Genomic DNA, 19431 nt, shown 5'->3' with positions numbered 1-19431 from the left:
ACCTAAGTGACAATTTCGATTAACTCAACACCTGTGAGTGTCCACACAGATTTACTTGTTTGATTGTTAAAGAGCGTTGACCGTGTTGGTCAGGGATGCGTATTCTACGCTTTCCCTCATTGGCGTCAAGTGTTTTTTCAAACTTCTTTTTGCCGTTAATTTGAAGCGGTTAAAACCGTCTCTAATCAACCTGACTCAGTGTTTCGCTATTGCGCTCTGCCGTGTCAGTGGATGCGCATTATAGGCAAATCAGATTTTCGCGCAAGGGCTTTTTTGCAGTTTTATTGCAAACTCAGTTCAACTGAACAATAGTTAGCCATTATGAAGTGTTTTTCTACTAAAACGCACCGTTTACTGGTTTAGAGAGGGATTTGACGTTTATCAAGTTCGCTTCAGATAGTGACTCTGTTGCTGTTGATTTCCATTTATAGCAGCAATAAGCATCAACAATATCTACTTAGCTATTGGTTTTATCGGCTATTTAGCCTATTTTATTTTTATTAGGGAAAATTACGCTTCACCATCTAGGAAAATCTATGTTCAATTTACGTCTATTTGCTTTATTACTTTGTTTGAGTGTTAGTCATGTTAGTTTTGCTACCGTTATTTATACTTGGGTAGATAAAGATGGTGTGTCTCATTACAGCCAACAACCCCCTGAAGATGTAGATTCTAAAAAAGTATACAGCGAAGACATCGAGCCTGCTCAAGTGGGTTATGTTCCCGTATTACCTAATACACCGACTTCAAGTCAAGCTACTTCACAATCTGATTTGGCTCAAAAAGCAGCTCTTATTAAAGAAAAGGATGCCGAGCAAGCTGCCTCAATCTGTGAAAGTGCTAAGCATAGTTTGAATGTGTTAAATAGTTATCATAATTTGCATCGCACTAATAAAGAGACTGGAGAGGAAATAGTCGTCACAGAGGAAGAACGTTTAGAGCAAATAGAAAAGAGTGAAGAACGCATTAAGCTATTTTGTCAGTAAGATTTCGCTGTGTAATTTAGATCAAAATAGAAAAGGAGCCTCGGCTCCTTTTTGATATCTACTAATTACTAATTACTAATTACTAATTACAGACGAACAATCTAACTCACTGTCATTATTCAAACACTAACCAGCATTACCAACAGTGTACATAGATTTGAATTCTCCATTGCTGCATGTTTCAGTACCTGATCGCCAGCCATCTTCAAATGGGTCAATGCCTTGTAGCGTTTTATCCTTCATTGATTCCAGTGATTCGTTAGATGTGTTTTGCGCGATAGCGCTTGTACAGCCCCTGTTATAACCAAAATGATAAAGACTATTGTATTCAACATTGCCGACACCGATAACTTCTGTGCCATCGCTTCGTTCTGGTGAGCTACTGCAACCTGTTGCTGCAATCGAGACTAACGCGATACATAATAAGACGGTTCTTTTCATGTTTTATCCTTTTGACTTGAATTGAGGTGACTTTACCTAGTACGCCTTTAATTAAATTAGTTCAATAATTAGCCACCATCAAGTTATGTCAACCTCGTATTTAATGCTCATTCACTTATTTACTGAGCAAAAAATACAAAAGGAACCAATCAGGTTCCTTTTTAAGTTTCATTTGCTGTTTGATTATTGCTTAAATGTCAGCAAGCCATCTTCAACATCAATTAAAATCGGTTTACCCGGAAGCAACTCCCCTTTTAATAAATAATGTGCCAATGGGTTTTCGATTTCCTGTTGTAAAGCCCTTTTAAGAGGACGAGCGCCATAGGTCGGATCAAAGCCAGCTTCAGCAATCAGTGCCAATGCGTTTTTAGAAATAGACATAGTGAAGTCTTTTTCTGCTAAACGATGCTTAAGGTTTTCTAACTGAATTTCGGCAATGTGAGCAATATGCTCTGCAGCCAAAGGATGGAACACGACTGTTTCATCTATTCGATTTAAAAATTCTGGCCTAAAGCTTTGGGTTACCACATTCATCACAGACGATTTCATTTGCGCATAATCTTGAGATGCAAAACCATCCTGAATAATGTCAGAGCCTAAATTCGAGGTCATAATGATCACGGTATTTCTAAAATCTACCGTGCGACCTTGACCGTCAGTTAAGCGGCCATCATCTAATACCTGAAGTAAAATATTAAACACATCAGGATGCGCTTTCTCCACTTCATCTATTAAAATGACCGAATAAGGTTTACGACGAACGGCTTCAGTTAAATAGCCGCCTTCTTCATAACCTACGTAGCCCGGAGGCGCGCCGACTAACCGAGATACTGTATGTTTTTCCATAAACTCTGACATATCGATGCGAACCATTGCAGACTCTGTATCAAATAAGAACGTCGCCAGCGATTTACACAACTCTGTTTTACCCACACCAGTCGGACCTAAAAACAGGAAAGAACCAATAGGACGATTGGGATCTGCAAGTCCTGCTCGGCTTCTTCTTATCGCATTCGATACAGCTTCTACTGCTTCGTTTTGGCCAATAACTCTTTGATGCAATGCCTCTTCCATTTGCAATAATTTATCACGCTCACCTTCAAGCATTTTCGACACAGGTATACCTGTGGCTTTTGATAACACTTCGGCAATTTCGGCATCGGTGACTTTATTACGTAATAAGGTCATATCTTGCATCTCAGCTTGTGACGCTAAATCGAGTTGTTTCTCTAATTCAGGTATACGGCCATATTGCAGCTCTGACATGCGGGTTAAATCACCTGCACGCTTCGCTACTTCCATATCCATTCGAGACTGCTCTAAATCAGCTTTAATATGCTGAGTGCCCGCAAGGGCGGCTTTTTCGGTATGCCATATTTCATTTAGTTCACCGGCTTTCTCTTCAACTTGCTTAAGTTCTACCTGCAAGTGAGATAAACGTTTACGGCTCGCTTCATCTTCTTCTTTAATTAACGCTTGTTCTTCTAGCTTTAATTGAATTGCTCGACGATCCAGCCTGTCCAATGCTTCCGGTTTCGAGTCTATTTGCATCCGGATGCTTGAAGCGGCTTCATCAATAAGATCAATCGCTTTATCTGGCAGCTTTCTGTCTGAGATATATCGATGCGACATACTTGCTGCAGCAACAATAGCAGGATCGGTAATCTCAACATGATGATGCAATTCATAACGCTCTTTTAAGCCTCGTAAAATAGCAATCGTGTCTTCTACATTTGGCTCTTCTACAAGCACTTTTTGGAAACGGCGCTCTAACGCTGCATCTTTTTCGATGTATTGACGATATTCATCTAATGTTGTCGCGCCAACACAATGTAAATCGCCACGGGCTAAAGCTGGCTTGAGCATGTTACCTGCATCCATCGCCCCTTCACCTTTACCTGCACCTACCATAGTGTGCAGTTCATCGATGAATAAGATGACTTGGCCTTCTTCTTGCGCCAATTCGTTTAATACAGCTTTTAATCTTTCTTCGAATTCACCACGGTATTTTGCGCCAGCGATCAATGCACCCATATCCAGAGATAACACGCGCTTATTTTTAATGCCTTCTGGTACTTCGCCGTTAACGATGCGCTGAGCTAAACCTTCAACGATAGCGGTTTTACCCACACCAGGTTCCCCAATTAATACCGGGTTATTTTTACTACGGCGTTGCAATACTTGAATAGTTCTGCGGATCTCTTCATCACGGCCAATCACAGGATCAAGTTTGCCTTGCTCTGCACGCTCAGTGAGATCGACAGTAAATTTATTTAATGCTTGGCGCTGATCTTCAGCGTTGGGGTCATCTACTTTCTGGCCACCACGAATTTGTTCAATAGTCGTTTCCAGTAATGCCTTTGTAGCGCCAGCATCTTTTAGGCACTTACTTAAGGCATCATTACCTTCAAGAGCCGCCATAACAAAAAGCTCTGACGAGATATATTTGTCTTTGCGTTTTTGCGCTAGCTTGTCACACAAGTTCAGTAGTCGAATTAGGCCTTGGGATAATTGAATATCCCCCCCCGTACCTTCCACTTGTGGCAGTCGCTCTAACTCCTGACTCAAAGATGAACGTAAACCGCTGACATTGATACCAGCTTGAGTGAGTAAAGGGTGAATTGAGCCTGAATCTTGATTTAATAACGCCATCATCAAATGAATAGGTTCAATAAACTGATGATCGCGCCCTAATGCCAATGATTGGGCATCTGAAATGGCGATTTGAAACTTATTGGTCATACGATCGAGTCTCATACGGCCTCCTACACAATTTAATAAAAACGGAATGTTTTGATAATTAAAATATGGGGATGTTTATCGATAATTCAATATAGACACTGAAATTCAATTAAATATGGGTAGATTAATTGATTCAGATCAAATCGACAAAACAGATTAAGACTTTAACCAGATAAGCGAAGCCATTCGACCTGTTTTTTGATCGCGGCGATACGAAAAGTAATCGTGACTTGAAAAAGTACAGATATCAGCGCTAAAGACTTGGTTGACCCCAAGTAATGTTAAGCGATGTTTTGCCAAGGAAGCTAAATCAGCGAGGTATTTATTCGAATCAATTTGGAGATTATTAGCAACAGGCTTAAAAAACTGCGACGAGTCAGGATGTTGCTCTACAAACTGATGTTTTACTTCGGCGCCGACTTCAAACGCTTCAGGGCCAATAGCTGGACCAAGAAAAGCCATAATATCTGTGGTTTCGCAATTAAATTTATCAACTGCAACTTCAATCACGCCATCACATAAACCACGCCAGCCTGCATGTACTGCAGCAATTTCAGTACCCTGTTTATTACACAGTAGTACAGGTAAACAATCAGCGGTCATGATTGCTAGAGAAATATGCGCTGAAGATGAATAACTGCCATCAGCTTTAGGCGGGAGTTTGTTTGCTAAAGATGCGACTGATAAATTTGAGCAGTCAATGATTTCAGTGCCATGAACCTGTTCGAGCCATAACAATGGAGAAGCAATCAATAACTGTTGTTGAATTAAAGCGCGGTTGGCTAATACATCTGAAGCAAGATCACCGACATGTAAGCCTAAATTAAGGCTGTCGAAGGGAGGCTTACTAACACCGCCATGACGATGGGTCATGGCGATGCCGACATTTTCAGGAATTGGCCAACTGGCTTTATACACGATTTAGCCTTTAATCAATAAATTTACAGGTACTCAATCGGGTTTTCTTCAGTATCTTTACGCATTGCTTTGGCCAGCATCTGCATATCTTCTGGAATAGGCGCCTGCCACGACATGATTTCATGTGTGAAAGGGTGCGCTAACTCTAAACGTACTGCATGCAAAGCCTGACGATTGAAGTTTTTCAAGATATCAAAAAACTCAGGGCTGGCTTTCTTAGGCGGACGAGGACGACCACCGTAAACCGGATCGCCGACAAGTACATGGCCAATGTAGTCCATATGCACACGAATTTGGTGAGTACGACCTGTTTCAAGGCGAAGTCTTAAACGAGTATGTGCTCTGAATTTTTCAGCAACGCGATAATGCGTCACTGAAGGACGGCCGCCCATGATCACTGCCATTTGTGTACGACGAGTTTCATGACGTTCAATCGGCTCATCAACAGTGCCACCAGCAGTCATAGTACCAATCACAATCGCTTCATATTCACGAACGATGTCACGGGCTTGCAAAGCTGTTACCAAATGGGTTTGCGCTTCAACCGTTTTAGCCACAACCATTAAACCAGTTGTGTCTTTATCTAAACGATGCACAATACCCGCACGTGGTACGTGCTCAATGTCAGGGCAATGATGTAATAACGCATTTAATAATGTGCCGTCAGCATTACCAGCACCAGGGTGAACCACCAGGCCAGCTTGCTTATTTACAACAATAATATGCTCATCTTCATAAACGATATTAAGCTCAATATTCTGTGCTTTATCTTTTACTTCTTCCTCAAGCGTTGCTTCTACCGCAATTAACTGCGACTCTAGTACCTTCTCACGAGGTATATCGACAACAACGCCATCGACAGAAACTGCACCAGATAGGATCCATTCTTTGATGCGTGTACGGGAATAATCAGGGAACAATTCAGCCAAAGCTTGGTCTAATCGAAGACCTGTTTGGATTGCTGTGATCTCGCTTTTTAGGTTAATCTCTTGTGTCATAGGAACCGTACCCCTTTTTTGGGGTCCAAAGTGAATGTGCTATCTGTTACAATCGGATTGTTTTCTATTTTACAGTGAAATGGAAAAATTCTTAACAACAACTTATAAAAGAATTGAATTTACATATGTCTAAATTTGCCAAAGGCGCCGCCCTAGTATTGTTTTCATTAGCTTTATCGGCTTGTAGTACCTCAAAAGGTTTTGAAGATGAAGACCTAAATGCTAGGTCTCCAGAAGGACTTTATGCCCAAGCAAGGACCTCAATGGAACTTGGTAACTATTCTAAAGCGGTAAGAACCCTTGAAGCTTTAGACTCTCGCTACCCATTTGGACCGCACAAAACTCAAGTACAACTTGATATGATTTTTGCGTATTACAAGATGGATGACGTGGCATCAGGCATTGCCAATATCGATCGTTTCTTACGATTAAATCCGACGCACCCTGATATTGATTACGTCTATTATATGCGTGGTTTAACAAATATGCAGGCTGATAATTATCTTTTCCACGATATGATGAATATTGACCGTACCGATCGTGACCCAAAAAATGCGCAAGATGCATTTAAAGATTTTGATCGTTTAATCAAAAGTTACCCTGATAGTAAGTATTCTGCAGATGCACAACAACGCATGCAGTATCTAAAAAACCGCCTAGCGCAATACTCAATTAAAGTGGCTGAGTATTATATCAAAATGGAAGCTTGGAGTGCAGCAGCAGTTCGTGCTCAGTCCGTTATGGAGCAATTCCCAGGTACGCCAGCAACTGAACGTGCACTTGAAATTATGTCAGAAGCTTACGGTGAGTTAGGCCAAGATCAGCTAAAACAAAATGTATTGACTGTTATTGCTGCTAACTTTCCTGATAGCGAACAAATCAAATAAGTCTGATTACAGGCTTATTTGATTATTGATTATTGATTATTGATTATTGATTATTGATTATTGATTATTGATTATTGATTATTGATTATTGATTATTGACTAAATAGCTAAACAAAAGCCCGCGATGTTTATCGCGGGCTTTTTAATGTCTAATGTTCAAATATTAACTTTTTAATGATTATTGTGTTTCGCGGTGCTGATACACAAAACCACCATAAAGGTATTTGGTTGCTTCTGCGCCGAGCACCGCTACTTTGTCACCATCTTGTAATTTCCCCGAATGGATTAAGTTCGATAAACTCACCCAAATAGCCGCTGAGCCAAGATTACCAAACTGTTTAGCATCATTGATAACTCTATCTGGCGTGATCCCTAAAGCTTCAGCCATTAGCGCATCAATATGCCCATTCGCTTGGTGAGGTAAAATATAGGCAAAATCATCTAATTGGTAGCCACGGCTTTGCAGTGCTTGCCAGCCAAGTTCAAATAGCTGACTTCCCTGCTCTCTAACCGCATGGATATTATGATGAAAACGCGCCATGCGCTTTTCGCCAACGTCGTTAGAGCCACTGTCCAAGTAAAACCCTGGTTGTCTTTGATGGCCAATCTGCCCTAGATAAATATCAGATATTGTCGATTTTCCATCTATAGCGGGTGCTAGCACAACCGCTGCAGCGCCGTCGCCCATTTGCACATAATTCACCAGTTGCTCAGTATCGATAAATGATTTATCCATATCAAAATATACCGAGCCTGTTTCAACGCCCACTATCGCAACAGGCTTTTGGTTTACCGCACAAAAAGCCGATGCAATTTGTAAACCATTGGCAAAACCAGTACAGGCTTGTCTTAACTCCAAATATGGTCCGTGATAAGCCATAACATCTGCAAGCCAAGCCGCATTAGGCGGTACTTGGGTATGAGGAGTACAAGTATGAGTTAATAAGTAATCTAGCTCATCAGCATTCATATTGGCGTTTTGTAATGCTCGCTTTAATACTTGCTCGCTTAATTCTATGCTGGTTGGTGAAGCGGAGCTTGTCGCTGTAGTTAAGTCTCGTACTAAGTGGCGACCTTCAATACCGAGTCGTTTAACGATACTTTTAGCTTTTCGGGCATTTAATCGGCCAGATTGCTGAGATAAACACGCCAATAAGGTTTCATTATCAATATTGCTGCCAGGTAACTGATGAGCAATTGAGTGTAGGGATAAGTTGTGTTGGGCAAATTTTACTGCCATTTTTCCTCCAGTTTCTGTTGCAGAGAATCTAAACAAATTCCCATGTGTTCAAAAGCACTGCCTTGGCTAGTTAATAACTGAAATAAGTTCTGGGTAATAAACGCTTGTTGCTGATGAAAATCAGCATGGCTCGCACCTAACTCAATGGCATGATGACGACTGATATAGACATGTTTTGCTTCATCTTTTTTAATTAAGCCGCATAACTGACTAAAAGGATGGTTTATACCTAGGTGGCTTTGCTCGAAAGCTTGCATGATTTGGGTGACACAAGTATCCAATATCGCAATACGAACAAAGTGCTGACTATAATCATCAACGCGGCTAAGACTGCTATAGAACCGTTTAGCTAGGCGCTGCACTTTTCTTACAGAATCTATTTCAGGTAACTGCTCTGCAACACTTTGCAGTGCAATATCATGTCGACACTCGTCAGATTCCACCTCCATCAATGACAATACCAATTGATGTGAGTTTGCACCTGTAACTTGATTGATTGAGTTAGCACTCAGTCTCGCAATTTCCTGATTAAACACCAGCTGTGCAGACTGCTCGCCGCAGAGTAATAGCGGCAATAAGTTTGCCATAGATTCCGTTTGTGCATCATTAAACGGGATGACTGACTGACCTAATTGCTCGGTCCAAATCAGTAAACGATGCGCATTTTTCCCCTGCTGCATTCGAGGCGCAGCTCGTTTACCAAAACAACGTTTAAGGCTAATGTTTTCGCTCTTACCCATACTTCTCATACCCGCATAGCTCATGCTAAGTAGCGCCTCCATTGATGGTAAATAACCGGTAGTACTAAAACGTCAAATAGCCAAGCTAAGACAATGACCAGACAAGACAATAGACTCAGCTGAGCTATAGGGGCAAAATCTGAGGCCAAACCAATACCAAAACCCAATACCAAAGTTAAACTAGTAAAACTAATCACTGGAATAATGGCAGCATATCTAGGCCAGAATGATTCAAACGAAGCGGCTTTATTAGGCTGCGGCAGTTTTAATAACAGATGTAAGGTGTCATCTACAATAATCCCTAACATGATCCCCAATACAACAGCGCTACCAATACTGATATAGCCCCCCATTAGCTGCCAAGCAGCAAACACCCAAAGTAATGGTAAAAAGTTAACGACTAATCCGATTGCCGCAAACATCATACTGCGCTTAATAATCCCTAAGATCATACTGAGGAGCACAAGTGCAATGGCAAATGACCACAACATATTTTTGGCATTATCAATGGATAAGTGAGCAAATAGCAGACTACTTCCTAACGCGTGGCTTACTCCAATATCAGTTTGACTATCAATGAGCCACATTGATACACGCTGTTCAAAATCGATCATTTGCCTCGCCGTTAATGGCGCAAGATAAAGACTCACTAAACTTGATTGATAATCTGTGGAGATTTCTGCTTCAAGGCCAAGTTGCTCCACTGAGTTTTGATTGATTACGCGCTGAAACTGGCTTTGGTTTAGACCTGCACTTTTTACCCAATCACCAATATGGGTGACTCTTTTTACTTCAGGTTGTTGCTTTAAAAAACGTGCAAACTGATATAAAAAAGCTAAATACTGTTTATCGTAAATTGCCTGTTCTTTGTTGCTTATCTCGTAATGAATCAGATTTACACCATCAAAGTATTGCTGCATTTTCTGCTTTGATTGACTAAAAGGATTATCACTGGGGAAATAACTAAATGGGTCATCATTCAGCTCAAGTTTAGAAGCACTCAACAGTGACAATATAGATATCACCGTGACTGTAATTAACATTAACTTAGGGACTTTAGTGCTATTTTTCGCGATGGCTTCAACCGTTAACAATGCACTGTTAAATGGCTCGTTAACTGATTTATTTTGGGCTTTGCTGACAATAATAACCAAGACACTGTGACAAAGCAGATAATGACACACAACGGCAACCGACACTAAAACACCAAAACTTTGAATAGGTGGAGATGGACTAAAGCTTAATAAGGCAAACCCCAACATGGTTGTCAGCGTCGCATAAAACAAGGGTTGTTTATTGTGCTCAAAACTAAATTTAACCGGATCTGCTATACCCTGTTTAATTCCCTGCTGCCACGCTAAATATAGGTGCGCAGAATACGCTAATGACAAGGTAATGATGATCACAGGAATAAAAGCACTAATCGCTGCAATAGTGAGATTTAGCCACCCAGCAAGCCCAAGCGTGATGAATAAAGTGATGATGCAGTTTATTGCGATTGCCAATAACCAAACCCGTGTTCGAATAAATAACAACGCCATTAGTGCAATAATCAACAGCAAGCTAGGTGCAAACCAAGTTAAATCATGACGTAACACTTTAGCGTACTGCCAATTCAATGCTTGCTCTCCACTAAGGTATATTTTCACTGAGTCACTGCTTTCAATCCTCTCACTGCTCCAAAAACCATTCGCCTTAGCTAATAAATTATCTATGGTTTTTTCTCGCCATAAAGTTGCATTAGGGTAATTATTTTTTTCTCGTTCACTGAATTGAATGCTCAACACAATGGCTGTGCCAGTTTCATTTATAACCAGTGGTAGCCTAGGATGTTTCTTGTAAGCGAGTAATTGAGAATACTGAAGTGAAGTATCAGCCTTATTTTGATGAGCGTTAGCACCAGTGTTTAAGTCAGCAATAAATGTCCCATAACCGCCAACACTTATAATCGTGCTATCAGCTTGTAACTGATTGATGAAATTAATTAGCTCAGACTCTTGTTCTACTTGGCGCCAATCTTGTTGATTCTCTAATAACAAAAGCAAACTATTGCGCTGTGCAAACCTTTGCTGCATTTTCTGCAGCGCAATAAACTGAGCATCATCATGAGCAAAATAGTCATTAAAGTTCACATCAAGATTTATTCTAAGCATGCCTAATATGCTGACTAAGATCAGAATAAATACAGCCAGTCCTACCCATAATGGATATTTAAGCGTTCGATTGATCATTGATATTTGCCAGTTCAATAGCGAGTACCCAATGTGAATATGCGAGGTTATTTATAGTATTCAATCAATAAGACCTCTTTACGGTGATTTTCTATTCAATCAGACGTAAAAATTATCCTTTGTATTATATATATTCAACTTATTGCTGTTTGAAATGGGTCCGTTCATCGTTCAAACATTAGCTGAACATTTGAGCCTTTTGCGGAATTCTTGGTCAAACAAGCTTAAATATTCACTTAAGCACAAAAAAAAGTTGACTCTAGACCGCAAAAAACGTTTAATTGCGTCCGTCGCCCGAATAGCTCAGTCGGTAGAGCAGAGGATTGAAAATCCTCGTGTCCCTGGTTCGATTCCGGGTTCGGGCACCATATTTAGATTTGGTGGCTAACGCGACTAAATAACAAAAAAGCCTCGCATTGCGAGGCTTTTTTGTATCTGCGATTTAACGCCCTAACTCAGCGCAGGGTTAGCCAGCGCTGACTGAGCTGTAGAAAGGATGTTTAAGCAGGCTCGATATAATCCACCAACATCTGCACCGTCTGATTACCTCTAAACTCATTCACATCCAGCTTATAGGCGACTCTTGCATGTTTAATCGTGGCATCTGGCCATATTGCTAAATCGACATTAAAAGCAATGGCATCCATCATCACAGAACCACAGTCTGTTTCGAGCACCAATTTAAGATGTTTCTCTCCAACAATTCTTTGCTGAATAACACTAAAGTAACCGTCAAATAATGGCTCTTCAAATGACTGGCCCCAAGGGCCTGACTCACGTAATAAGAAAGCCGTCTCAAGATTCATAAGTTCTGTTGGCAATTCACCATCCGATAAGACTTCACCAGTTAATTGTTCTGGCTTTAGCATCTCTCTCACGGCTTTATCATAAGCGGCTTCAAATTCGGAAAACGCATCTGCTCGTAGGGATAACCCAGCAGCCATTGCATGGCCACCAAATTTAATGATCATCCCAGAGTGACGACTATTTATCAGCTCGAGTAAGTCGCGCATGTGTAAGCCTTTAATTGAGCGCGCAGAGCCTTTTATTTCACCCTCGCCAGCATCAGCAAACGCAATCACTGGTCGGTGATATTTGTCCTTGATCCTTGAGGCTAAAATACCAATCACCCCTTGATGCCAATCATCTTGAAAAATCGCTAATCCCCAAGGCAATTTCGATTCATCTAAGGTCAATTTTTGTAAGCTTTTAAGTGCTTCTTGCTGCATTCCGGCTTCTAATTCACGGCGCTCACCGTTTAAGCCATCAAGTTCATCAGCCATTCTACGAGCTAGCATCATGTCTTCACATAATAAGGTTTCGACACCTAGAGCCATTTCATCAAGACGACCTGCAGCATTTAGTCTTGGGCCCACTGCAAAACCAAAATCTGAGGCGACTATTCGTTGTGGGCTGCGTTTAGCCACTTCTAACAAAGCTGTAATTCCCACTCGGCAACGACCCGACTTTACGCGTTGCAGTCCCGCCTGAACTAAGATGCGGTTATTACTATCTAGGGACACAACATCAGCGACTGTACCCAGCGCCACAATATCGAGTAAGCTGCCTAGGTTAGGTTCGGAAATTTGATGGGTTTGATACCAGTCACGCGATCTCAGCTCAGTTCTCAATGCTGACATTAAATAAAATGCGACTCCAACCCCTGCAATCGATTTGCTGGCGAACTGACATCCATGTTGATTTGGATTCACAATCGCATCAGCATCAGGCAAACTTTTCCCAGGTAGGTGATGATCAGTCACCACCACTTGCATGCCCAGCTGTTTAGCAGCAGCAACGCCGTCAATTGATGAAATACCATTATCAACAGTAATAAGTAATTCTGCGCCTTTTGACTGGGCAACCGCGACAATTTCAGGACTTAATCCATAGCCATAATCAAAACGATTAGGAATTAAGTAATCAATCTTAGTTGCGCCCATCATACGCAGTGCTAATAAACATACACTCGTTGATGTCGCGCCATCAGCATCAAAGTCACCCACGATTAATATCGACTTTTGCGCTGCTATTGCATCAGCGATAATGACTGCAGCTTCAGATAAGCCCATCATAGTTTCAGGTCTAAGTAGCTTAGATAAACTTAGCTCACAACCCGTTAAATCAACATTACGGCGAGCATAAAGCTGTTTTAATAAAGGATGGATAGTTGCAGGTAAATGACTGTCATCTACTTCAGCACGGCGGACAATTTTGTGAGCCACAAATAAACCTTATTTTTACTATAAAAATCGACAATTAAAGATTACAAAAAAGGCGAGCCAATGGCTCACCTTTTATTTAAAACAACCCAAATTAGAGGTTAGTTTTAATTGTGTTCAATAATGCAGAAGGTGGTTGGTAACCTGGTACTAAAATACCATTTTCTAACACGATTGCTGGCGTACCATTAATACCAAATGCCTGACCTAAACGATATTGTTCTTCAATGTTCGCATCGCAGCTTGCAGCTTTTACATTACCGCCAGTCTTAGCTTCGGTCATTGCTTTTAGTGGATCGGTTGCACACCAAACCGCTTTCATTTCTTCAGCATTTGCTGACGGAATACCAGCTCTTGGATACGCTAAATAACGAACCGTAATGCCTAAATCGTTATAGCCATCCATTTCTTGGTGCAATTTACGGCAGTAACCACAATCCACATCAGTAAAAATAGTCACCACATGCTTTTCGTTCTTGGCTTTGTACACCAACATCTCGTCTTCAAATGGTTTTAGCATATCAATACGTGGGCCAGCTAATGCAGCTTCAGTTAAGTTTTGCATGCCATTTTTAAGGTCATACATGTTGCCATGAATCAGCTTAGTACCATCCGGAGAAACATATAAAACACCACGATCGGTAAATGCTTGATACAGACCATCAATAGGTGATGATTGAATTTTCAAAACATTAACGCCAAGTACGTCTGACACTTGTTGTTTCAATTCAGTTTCATTGGGAATATCTGTTGCAGAAGCTGCCTGTAGCAGTGGGGCAACAGCTAGCGTTATCGCGAAAGAAAATGCTTTGGTTAACTTCATTAATAAATCCTATTGGGTAAAACTGAATGTCTCAGCTAATACATAGACCTGATATTGTCGGCAAAAGTTACAGCGAATATATGACTAAAGCAACCTTAAGTCCTTTATTGGTGACAACTGCCACCATATTTAACGTAACAAATCTTTATCGCGTGTTGTTGAACACTAGCCTCTTGGATGATGCTGACTATGTAATTGCTGCAATCGAGCTTTAGCCACATGAGTATATATCTGGGTCGTCGATAAATCGCTGTGGCCTAATAGTAACTGCACCACACGCAGATCTGCGCCATGATTCAGCAGATGAGTCGCAAATGCATGCCGTAAAGTATGGGGCGATAAATGACTATTGATTCCGGCGCGAATAGCATAGAGCTTTATCCGATGCCAAAACGTTTGCCGAGTCATCATTTGGCCACGTTTTGATGGAAACAATACATCACTTTGTTTATTGTTCAGCAATTCTGCTCGTGCTGCTAATAAGTATTGCTCGACCTCAGTCACCGCTAACTCACCTAATGGCACTAAGCGTTCTTTACCGCCCTTACCCACGATTCTCACTAGTCCTTGGCGTAAACTGATTTGCTCAAGGGTGAGACTCACAAGTTCTGTCACTCGCAGTCCTGTTGCATAAAGTAATTCCAGCATCGCTTTGTCACGGCATTCAACGGCATCTTCAACATTGGGCTCATCCAGTAACGCATCGATTTGGCTTTCACTTAGCGCATCAGGTAACTGACGTGCGAGCTTTGGTGACTCGATTAAGCTCGTTGGATCCACATCAATGCTCTGTTTTACAATTAAGTAACCATAAAAACGTCTTAGACTACTAAGCAATCTTGCAGTGCTGGTTTTAGCAAAATTTTTCTCAACCCGATAAGCCAAATAATCGCGGATGCTTGCTTGGTCAACATCAATTAAACAACGGCTTTGACTCAATACAAAACGCTCAAAGTGACGCAAATCGGTGCGATAAGATGCCAAGGTGTTATCGCTTAAGCCCTTTGTGGACCATAAGTCATCCAAAAAGGCGTCGATAATAGGGTCCGCTTGATATTTGTCTGTCACTGTTTTTCCTAAAAAAATGGCGTTATTTCAATTGAAATAACGCCATTAGTGTAACTAAAATTAACTTGTTTTGACAAAGATTGCCAAGCAATGACTTTTGGTTAGCTCGCAGCTACCGCTTGATCTTTAGCTGGGACAAATAAACATGCCACGATTGCAATACCAACAGGTAGTAACCAAGCCATGCCTTCACTATGAAGTGGCATGAAGCTTAAGAAATTAATCTCGAATCCAGCGGCTTTAAGACCATCAAAAATACCGAAGAACAACGCAACCGATAGCACTAGACGGTGTGAAAACTCTGGACGAGCAAAACGCTCAGTCAAGAAAGTAATCGCCACAAGTGCAATCGCCACAGGGTATATCGTCATCAATACAGGAATACTGATATTAATGAGCTGGGTTAAGCCAACGTTTGCAACGGTTGCACATACTAAGCTGAAAAAGATAACGAATGCTTTATATGAAATCTTTGGTAGCAACTCATTGAAATACTCAGAACATGCTGTGATTAAACCAACTGCTGTTGTTAAACAAGCAATGCTCACAACTGCAGCTAATAGTACCGTCCCCATAGTTCCGAACTCATGGGTAACATAGTTTGTGAGGATTTGACCGCCATTTTCAGCGCCAGCTGCTATATCACCAGCCGTTGCGCCTAAATAGAATAGTGAAATATAAACAAAAGCTAGACCTGAAGCGGCGATAATAGCAGCACGAACAAGGTAACGAGTTTGCGCTTTAGATTCAGTAATACCTTTCTTACGAAGAATATCAATAATTAGCATACCGAAGATCACAGACGCTAATGTATCCATCGTGTTGTAACCTTCTAAAATACCTTTAGAAAGCGGACTATCAATATAATCACCAGTCGCAGCACCGATCGCAGCACTCGGAGTAACAATCACTGAAACAGCTAAACCAACCAACAAGAAAATAAGAATAGGGGTTAATACTTTACCAACGCTATCAAGCAATTTACCTGGGTATAGCGACAACACCATCGCCAAAGCAAAAAAGCCAATAGTGTAAAACAACTGTGCTTGATTCAGCGCCAGTGCCCCGATTTGAATCACAGCTTCAGCGTTATCTAAAAATGGGCGAGCGCCGATTTCAAACGCCACTAACCCTGTACGAGGTGCGGCGAATGCTGGGCCAATAATGATATAAATAGAAACCGCTAATGCAGTGGCAGCAAATGCTGGGAGCATTGCCATAACCTTACCGTTTGCCTTAGCAACCGCGATAAGACCAGCAAGAGGTAAACCCACTGCAGTAACAAGGAAACCTAACATTGCCAGCGTCATATTCTCGCCAGCTAACATACCTGCAAAAGGCGGGAAAATAAGGTTACCTGCACCTAAGAAAAATGCGAAAGTCATAAAGCCTAAGCCTAATGTATCGCCAATACTCATATTACTGTTTTGCACACAATGCCCCATCTTGTTGTTTTGTTTTTTAACAAACTTAAGTGATTCAGTGCTAATTAGCTACTGCTAATCAAAACCCACCTGTAAGAATGTAAACTTAAAATTACACTTTATTTTATTAAAAACTACTCACAAATGGTTATTAAAAAGCCATTTTCTCGTTTTTAGAACACTCATTTGTGAGTCGTATTTCTTTTTCTACCATTTAACTGCGTTTAGCGCCTTTAAACGGGTAGGAACTAATATCAAATAGCGTATAGATAAACAAGCGCAAACCCAGCACAAAGTAAAATTAAACCTCATCTGAAAACAAGCTTAAAACCCATAAAACATTCTCGCTACAGTGCAACCACATAGCACAATCTCAGCAACATCAATGTAACGCTATTTAGGTGGGGTTATAAACTAAAAGCAGGTACCATAAACCTCTGTGTACGACACAGACTAAAGACCAAGTTGCACTTAACCCTGAAACAGAATTAGACCCAATGCCATTTACCTTTAAGCAATTTCACATTGATGATAGCCACTGCGGAATGCCCGTCAGTACTGACGGTGTCATATTAGGCGCATGGGCAAAGCTATCAACGGATAACACCAAAGGTCCATATCGAGTGTTAGATGTTGGAGCAGGAAGTGGCTTACTGTCTTTAATGCTCGCCCAGCGGTTACGTAATCCAAGTGCTGAAATAATTGCAGTAGAACTCGATGAAGGTGCGGCGCAAGATTGCCAAAGCAACTTTAATCAGAGCCCATGGGCTTCACAGTTAACCGTTCAACACACGAGTATTCAGCGATATAGTCAAGAATTGCTCAAAGCAAATCTTCCTCTTTTTGAAACCATTATTTGTAACCCGCCCTATTTTGAAAATGGCCCACAGTCCGATGCCAAACAACGCGCAACGGCAAGGCATACAGATACACTGAACTTTGAAACCTTGCTCACACAGGTTCAATTGCTGCTTGCAGAACATGGGACAGCAAGCTTTATCATTCCAGTGCAAAGTGAAACAGGTTTTTTAGCTGCACTCGCCTGTTCTCAACTTGAAATATCAGACAAAACTCATATCAGCACTGTTGAAACTAAAGCGCCGAGTCGATTGCTATTGGCAATTAAGCATCAAGCCTGCTTAATTGAATCAACAGCCTCATCAGAAACAAAAGAACTATCTCAGGATCTATCTCAATCTCAATCTCAACCTCGGGCTCAACCTCGGGCTCAACCTCAATCTCAACATCAGGCACAAACTCAGGCTCGGCCTCAATATGAGCCAATTACATCAAACTTAGTCATTGCTGACGGTAAAGGTCAATATACTCAGGCAATGATCCAACTTTGCCGTGACTTTTATTTGAAACTTTAAGGTTTAATCTGCTTTTGGTTGATTAGTCTCTCGCTGAGATTAACAACTTAGGTTATAATGTCTGGCTATCAATCAGTGAGACCCAAAGCGCATGCTATTTGAAGATTTTGACCTAGATCCACGCCTATTAGACTCTCTAAAGGCTATGGGACATTTAAGCCCGACGACCGTTCAACAACAAACATTGCCAATGGCGATGGAACAACGGGATATTTTAGCTAAAGCGCCTACAGGTACAGGTAAAACTGCAAGTTTCTTATTGCCAGCTTTACAACACTTGATTGACTTCCCGCGCCGCTTTAACGGTCAAGCCAGAATATTGATTCTGACGCCGACCCGCGAACTTGCCAGCCAAATCCACCGTTACGCTTGCCATTTAGCCACCGATCTCGAATTAGATGTTGGTATTATTACTGGTGGCGTTCCTTACGGACCGCAGGAAGAACAACTTGAAGAAAACATCGACCTTTTAATCGCCACTCCAGGGCGTTTAATGGAATACCTCGATAAAGGTCAATTTGAAGCGACTGAAGTTGAAATATTGATTATTGATGAAGCAGATCGCATGTTAGACATGGGATTCTCGTCAGTGGTAGAAACCATTGCCATCGAAGCTCAAGGTCGTAAACAAAACATGCTGTTTTCTGCCACTTTAGAAGGCAGCGGTGTTGCTCGTTTTGCTCACGTATTATTAGAAGACCCTGTCACCATTGACGTTGAGTCTCCTCGTAGCGAGAAAGCCAAAATCCACCAATGGGCGCATTTAGCCGATAACAATGTGCATAAATTTGCCTTGTTATGTAACTTGCTTCAGCAAGAAGAAGTTAAGCGCACTATTGTTTTCGTTAAAACACGTGAAGTCGTCGCCAGCCTCGAAGGCTTGCTTTTAAAAGCAGGTATTCCTTGCGCATTCTTACGTGGTGATATGGAGCAAAAGAAACGCTTCCAAGCATTAAGTAAGTTCAGTAAAGGTGAAGTCAACATTTTACTTGCCACTGACGTTGCTGCACGTGGTATTGATATTGATGGGATCACTCACGTTATCAACTACGATATGCCTCGTTCTGCTGATGCCTATGTTCACCGTATTGGCCGAACAGCTCGTGCCGGTGCCAAAGGTACTGCTATCTCATTAGTTGAAGCTCATGATATGCGTATCGTTAGCAAAATTGAACGCTATATTGAGCAGCCATTGAAGCGTCGTTACATCGATGGGTTAAGACCAACGCACAAAGAAGCAAAAGTCCCAGGTAAGAAGAAAGACAAGAATAAGATTGCAGCGAAAAAATCGAAGAAGAACAAAAAGAAAAAATAAACCTGCGATGCAAAGCTGAAATA

Annotated in this window: 15 protein-coding genes and 1 tRNA gene; 5 read left to right on the top strand and 11 right to left on the bottom strand. The window is 41.3% G+C overall.

What is annotated here, in order from left to right; genetic code table 11:
* Positions 1-536: 536 nt before the first annotated feature.
* Positions 537-986, top strand: coding sequence for a DUF4124 domain-containing protein (locus tag Q4600_RS07565; RefSeq protein ID WP_303514511.1), 450 nt, complete (start codon positions 537-539; stop codon positions 984-986).
* Between the two features lie 126 nt (positions 987-1112).
* Here the strand turns inward: Q4600_RS07565 and Q4600_RS07560 are convergent, their stop codons facing one another.
* From Q4600_RS07560 to rluD, 4 genes are all read right to left on the bottom strand, one after another.
* Positions 1113-1427: a hypothetical protein gene (locus Q4600_RS07560; RefSeq protein ID WP_102527790.1), complete on the bottom strand. Its 315-nt coding sequence runs from the start codon at positions 1425-1427 to the stop codon at positions 1113-1115.
* A 183-nt stretch (positions 1428-1610) separates the two neighbouring features.
* Positions 1611-4184 carry an ATP-dependent chaperone ClpB gene (gene clpB / locus Q4600_RS07555; RefSeq protein ID WP_303514515.1) on the bottom strand — a complete coding sequence of 858 codons (2574 nt, stop codon included), beginning with the start codon at positions 4182-4184 and terminating at the stop codon, positions 1611-1613.
* Positions 4185-4325: 141 nt separating this feature from the next.
* Positions 4326-5087 (bottom strand): peptidoglycan editing factor PgeF, encoded by a 762-nt coding sequence (pgeF, locus tag Q4600_RS07550; protein WP_198589555.1) that lies wholly within the window; start codon positions 5085-5087, stop codon positions 4326-4328.
* A gap of 23 nt (positions 5088-5110) precedes the next feature.
* Positions 5111-6085 carry a 23S rRNA pseudouridine(1911/1915/1917) synthase RluD gene (gene rluD, locus Q4600_RS07545; protein WP_102527792.1) on the bottom strand — a complete coding sequence of 325 codons (975 nt, stop codon included), beginning with the start codon at positions 6083-6085 and terminating at the stop codon, positions 5111-5113.
* A 125-nt stretch (positions 6086-6210) separates the two neighbouring features.
* Between rluD and Q4600_RS07540 the strand changes: the two genes are divergently transcribed.
* Positions 6211-6972 (top strand): outer membrane protein assembly factor BamD, encoded by a 762-nt coding sequence (locus Q4600_RS07540; RefSeq protein WP_303514522.1) that lies wholly within the window; start codon positions 6211-6213, stop codon positions 6970-6972.
* Between the two features lie 178 nt (positions 6973-7150).
* Here Q4600_RS07540 and Q4600_RS07535 read toward each other — a convergent pair whose 3' ends face one another.
* The 3 genes from Q4600_RS07535 to Q4600_RS07525 are packed head-to-tail and all read right to left on the bottom strand — an operon-like array spanning position 7151 to position 11183.
* Positions 7151-8212, bottom strand: coding sequence for a 3-oxoacyl-ACP synthase III family protein (locus Q4600_RS07535; protein ID WP_303514525.1), 1062 nt, complete (start codon positions 8210-8212; stop codon positions 7151-7153).
* The gene (locus Q4600_RS07530; RefSeq protein ID WP_303514528.1) at positions 8203-8976 is read right to left on the bottom strand and encodes a hypothetical protein; all 774 of its coding nucleotides are present in this window, start codon (positions 8974-8976) and stop codon (positions 8203-8205) included. Before Q4600_RS07530 ends, Q4600_RS07535 begins: the two co-directional genes overlap by 10 nt.
* Positions 8973-11183 (bottom strand): RND family transporter, encoded by a 2211-nt coding sequence (locus Q4600_RS07525; protein WP_303514530.1) that lies wholly within the window; start codon positions 11181-11183, stop codon positions 8973-8975. Before Q4600_RS07525 ends, Q4600_RS07530 begins: the two co-directional genes overlap by 4 nt.
* A gap of 292 nt (positions 11184-11475) precedes the next feature.
* Here Q4600_RS07525 and Q4600_RS07520 point away from each other — a divergent pair.
* Positions 11476-11551: transfer RNA gene (locus tag Q4600_RS07520), tRNA-Phe, on the top strand.
* A 132-nt stretch (positions 11552-11683) separates the two neighbouring features.
* Here the strand turns inward: Q4600_RS07520 and recJ are convergent.
* The 4 genes from recJ to brnQ all read right to left on the bottom strand — a co-directional run bounded on the left by recJ (position 11684) and on the right by brnQ (position 16741).
* Entirely contained in the window at positions 11684-13408 is a 1725-nt protein-coding gene (gene recJ / locus Q4600_RS07515; protein ID WP_303514533.1) for a single-stranded-DNA-specific exonuclease RecJ, read from the bottom strand.
* 91 nt (positions 13409-13499) lie between these two features.
* Positions 13500-14228 (bottom strand): bifunctional protein-disulfide isomerase/oxidoreductase DsbC, encoded by a 729-nt coding sequence (gene dsbC, locus Q4600_RS07510; protein ID WP_303514535.1) that lies wholly within the window; start codon positions 14226-14228, stop codon positions 13500-13502.
* Between the two features lie 165 nt (positions 14229-14393).
* Entirely contained in the window at positions 14394-15296 is a 903-nt protein-coding gene (gene xerD, locus Q4600_RS07505) for a site-specific tyrosine recombinase XerD (protein ID WP_303514538.1), read from the bottom strand.
* Between the two features lie 101 nt (positions 15297-15397).
* Positions 15398-16741: a branched-chain amino acid transport system II carrier protein gene (brnQ, locus tag Q4600_RS07500; RefSeq protein WP_248956214.1), complete on the bottom strand. Its 1344-nt coding sequence runs from the start codon at positions 16739-16741 to the stop codon at positions 15398-15400.
* A gap of 476 nt (positions 16742-17217) precedes the next feature.
* Here brnQ and Q4600_RS07495 point away from each other — a divergent pair, with 476 nt between their 5' ends.
* Together Q4600_RS07495 and srmB are read left to right on the top strand one after the other, a co-directional pair.
* On the top strand, positions 17218-18093 hold the full coding sequence (locus tag Q4600_RS07495; protein WP_303514543.1) for a tRNA1(Val) (adenine(37)-N6)-methyltransferase: 876 nt from the start codon (positions 17218-17220) through the stop codon (positions 18091-18093).
* A gap of 91 nt (positions 18094-18184) precedes the next feature.
* Entirely contained in the window at positions 18185-19408 is a 1224-nt protein-coding gene (gene srmB / locus Q4600_RS07490) for an ATP-dependent RNA helicase SrmB (RefSeq protein WP_102527802.1), read from the top strand.
* The last annotated feature ends 23 nt before the right edge of the window (positions 19409-19431 follow it).

Source organism: Shewanella sp. 2_MG-2023, assembly GCF_030548905.1.
GTDB lineage: Bacteria > Pseudomonadota > Gammaproteobacteria > Enterobacterales > Shewanellaceae > Shewanella > Shewanella electrodiphila.
Note: the sequence above shows the minus strand (reverse complement) of the source record. Positions and strands in the feature narration are given on the sequence as shown.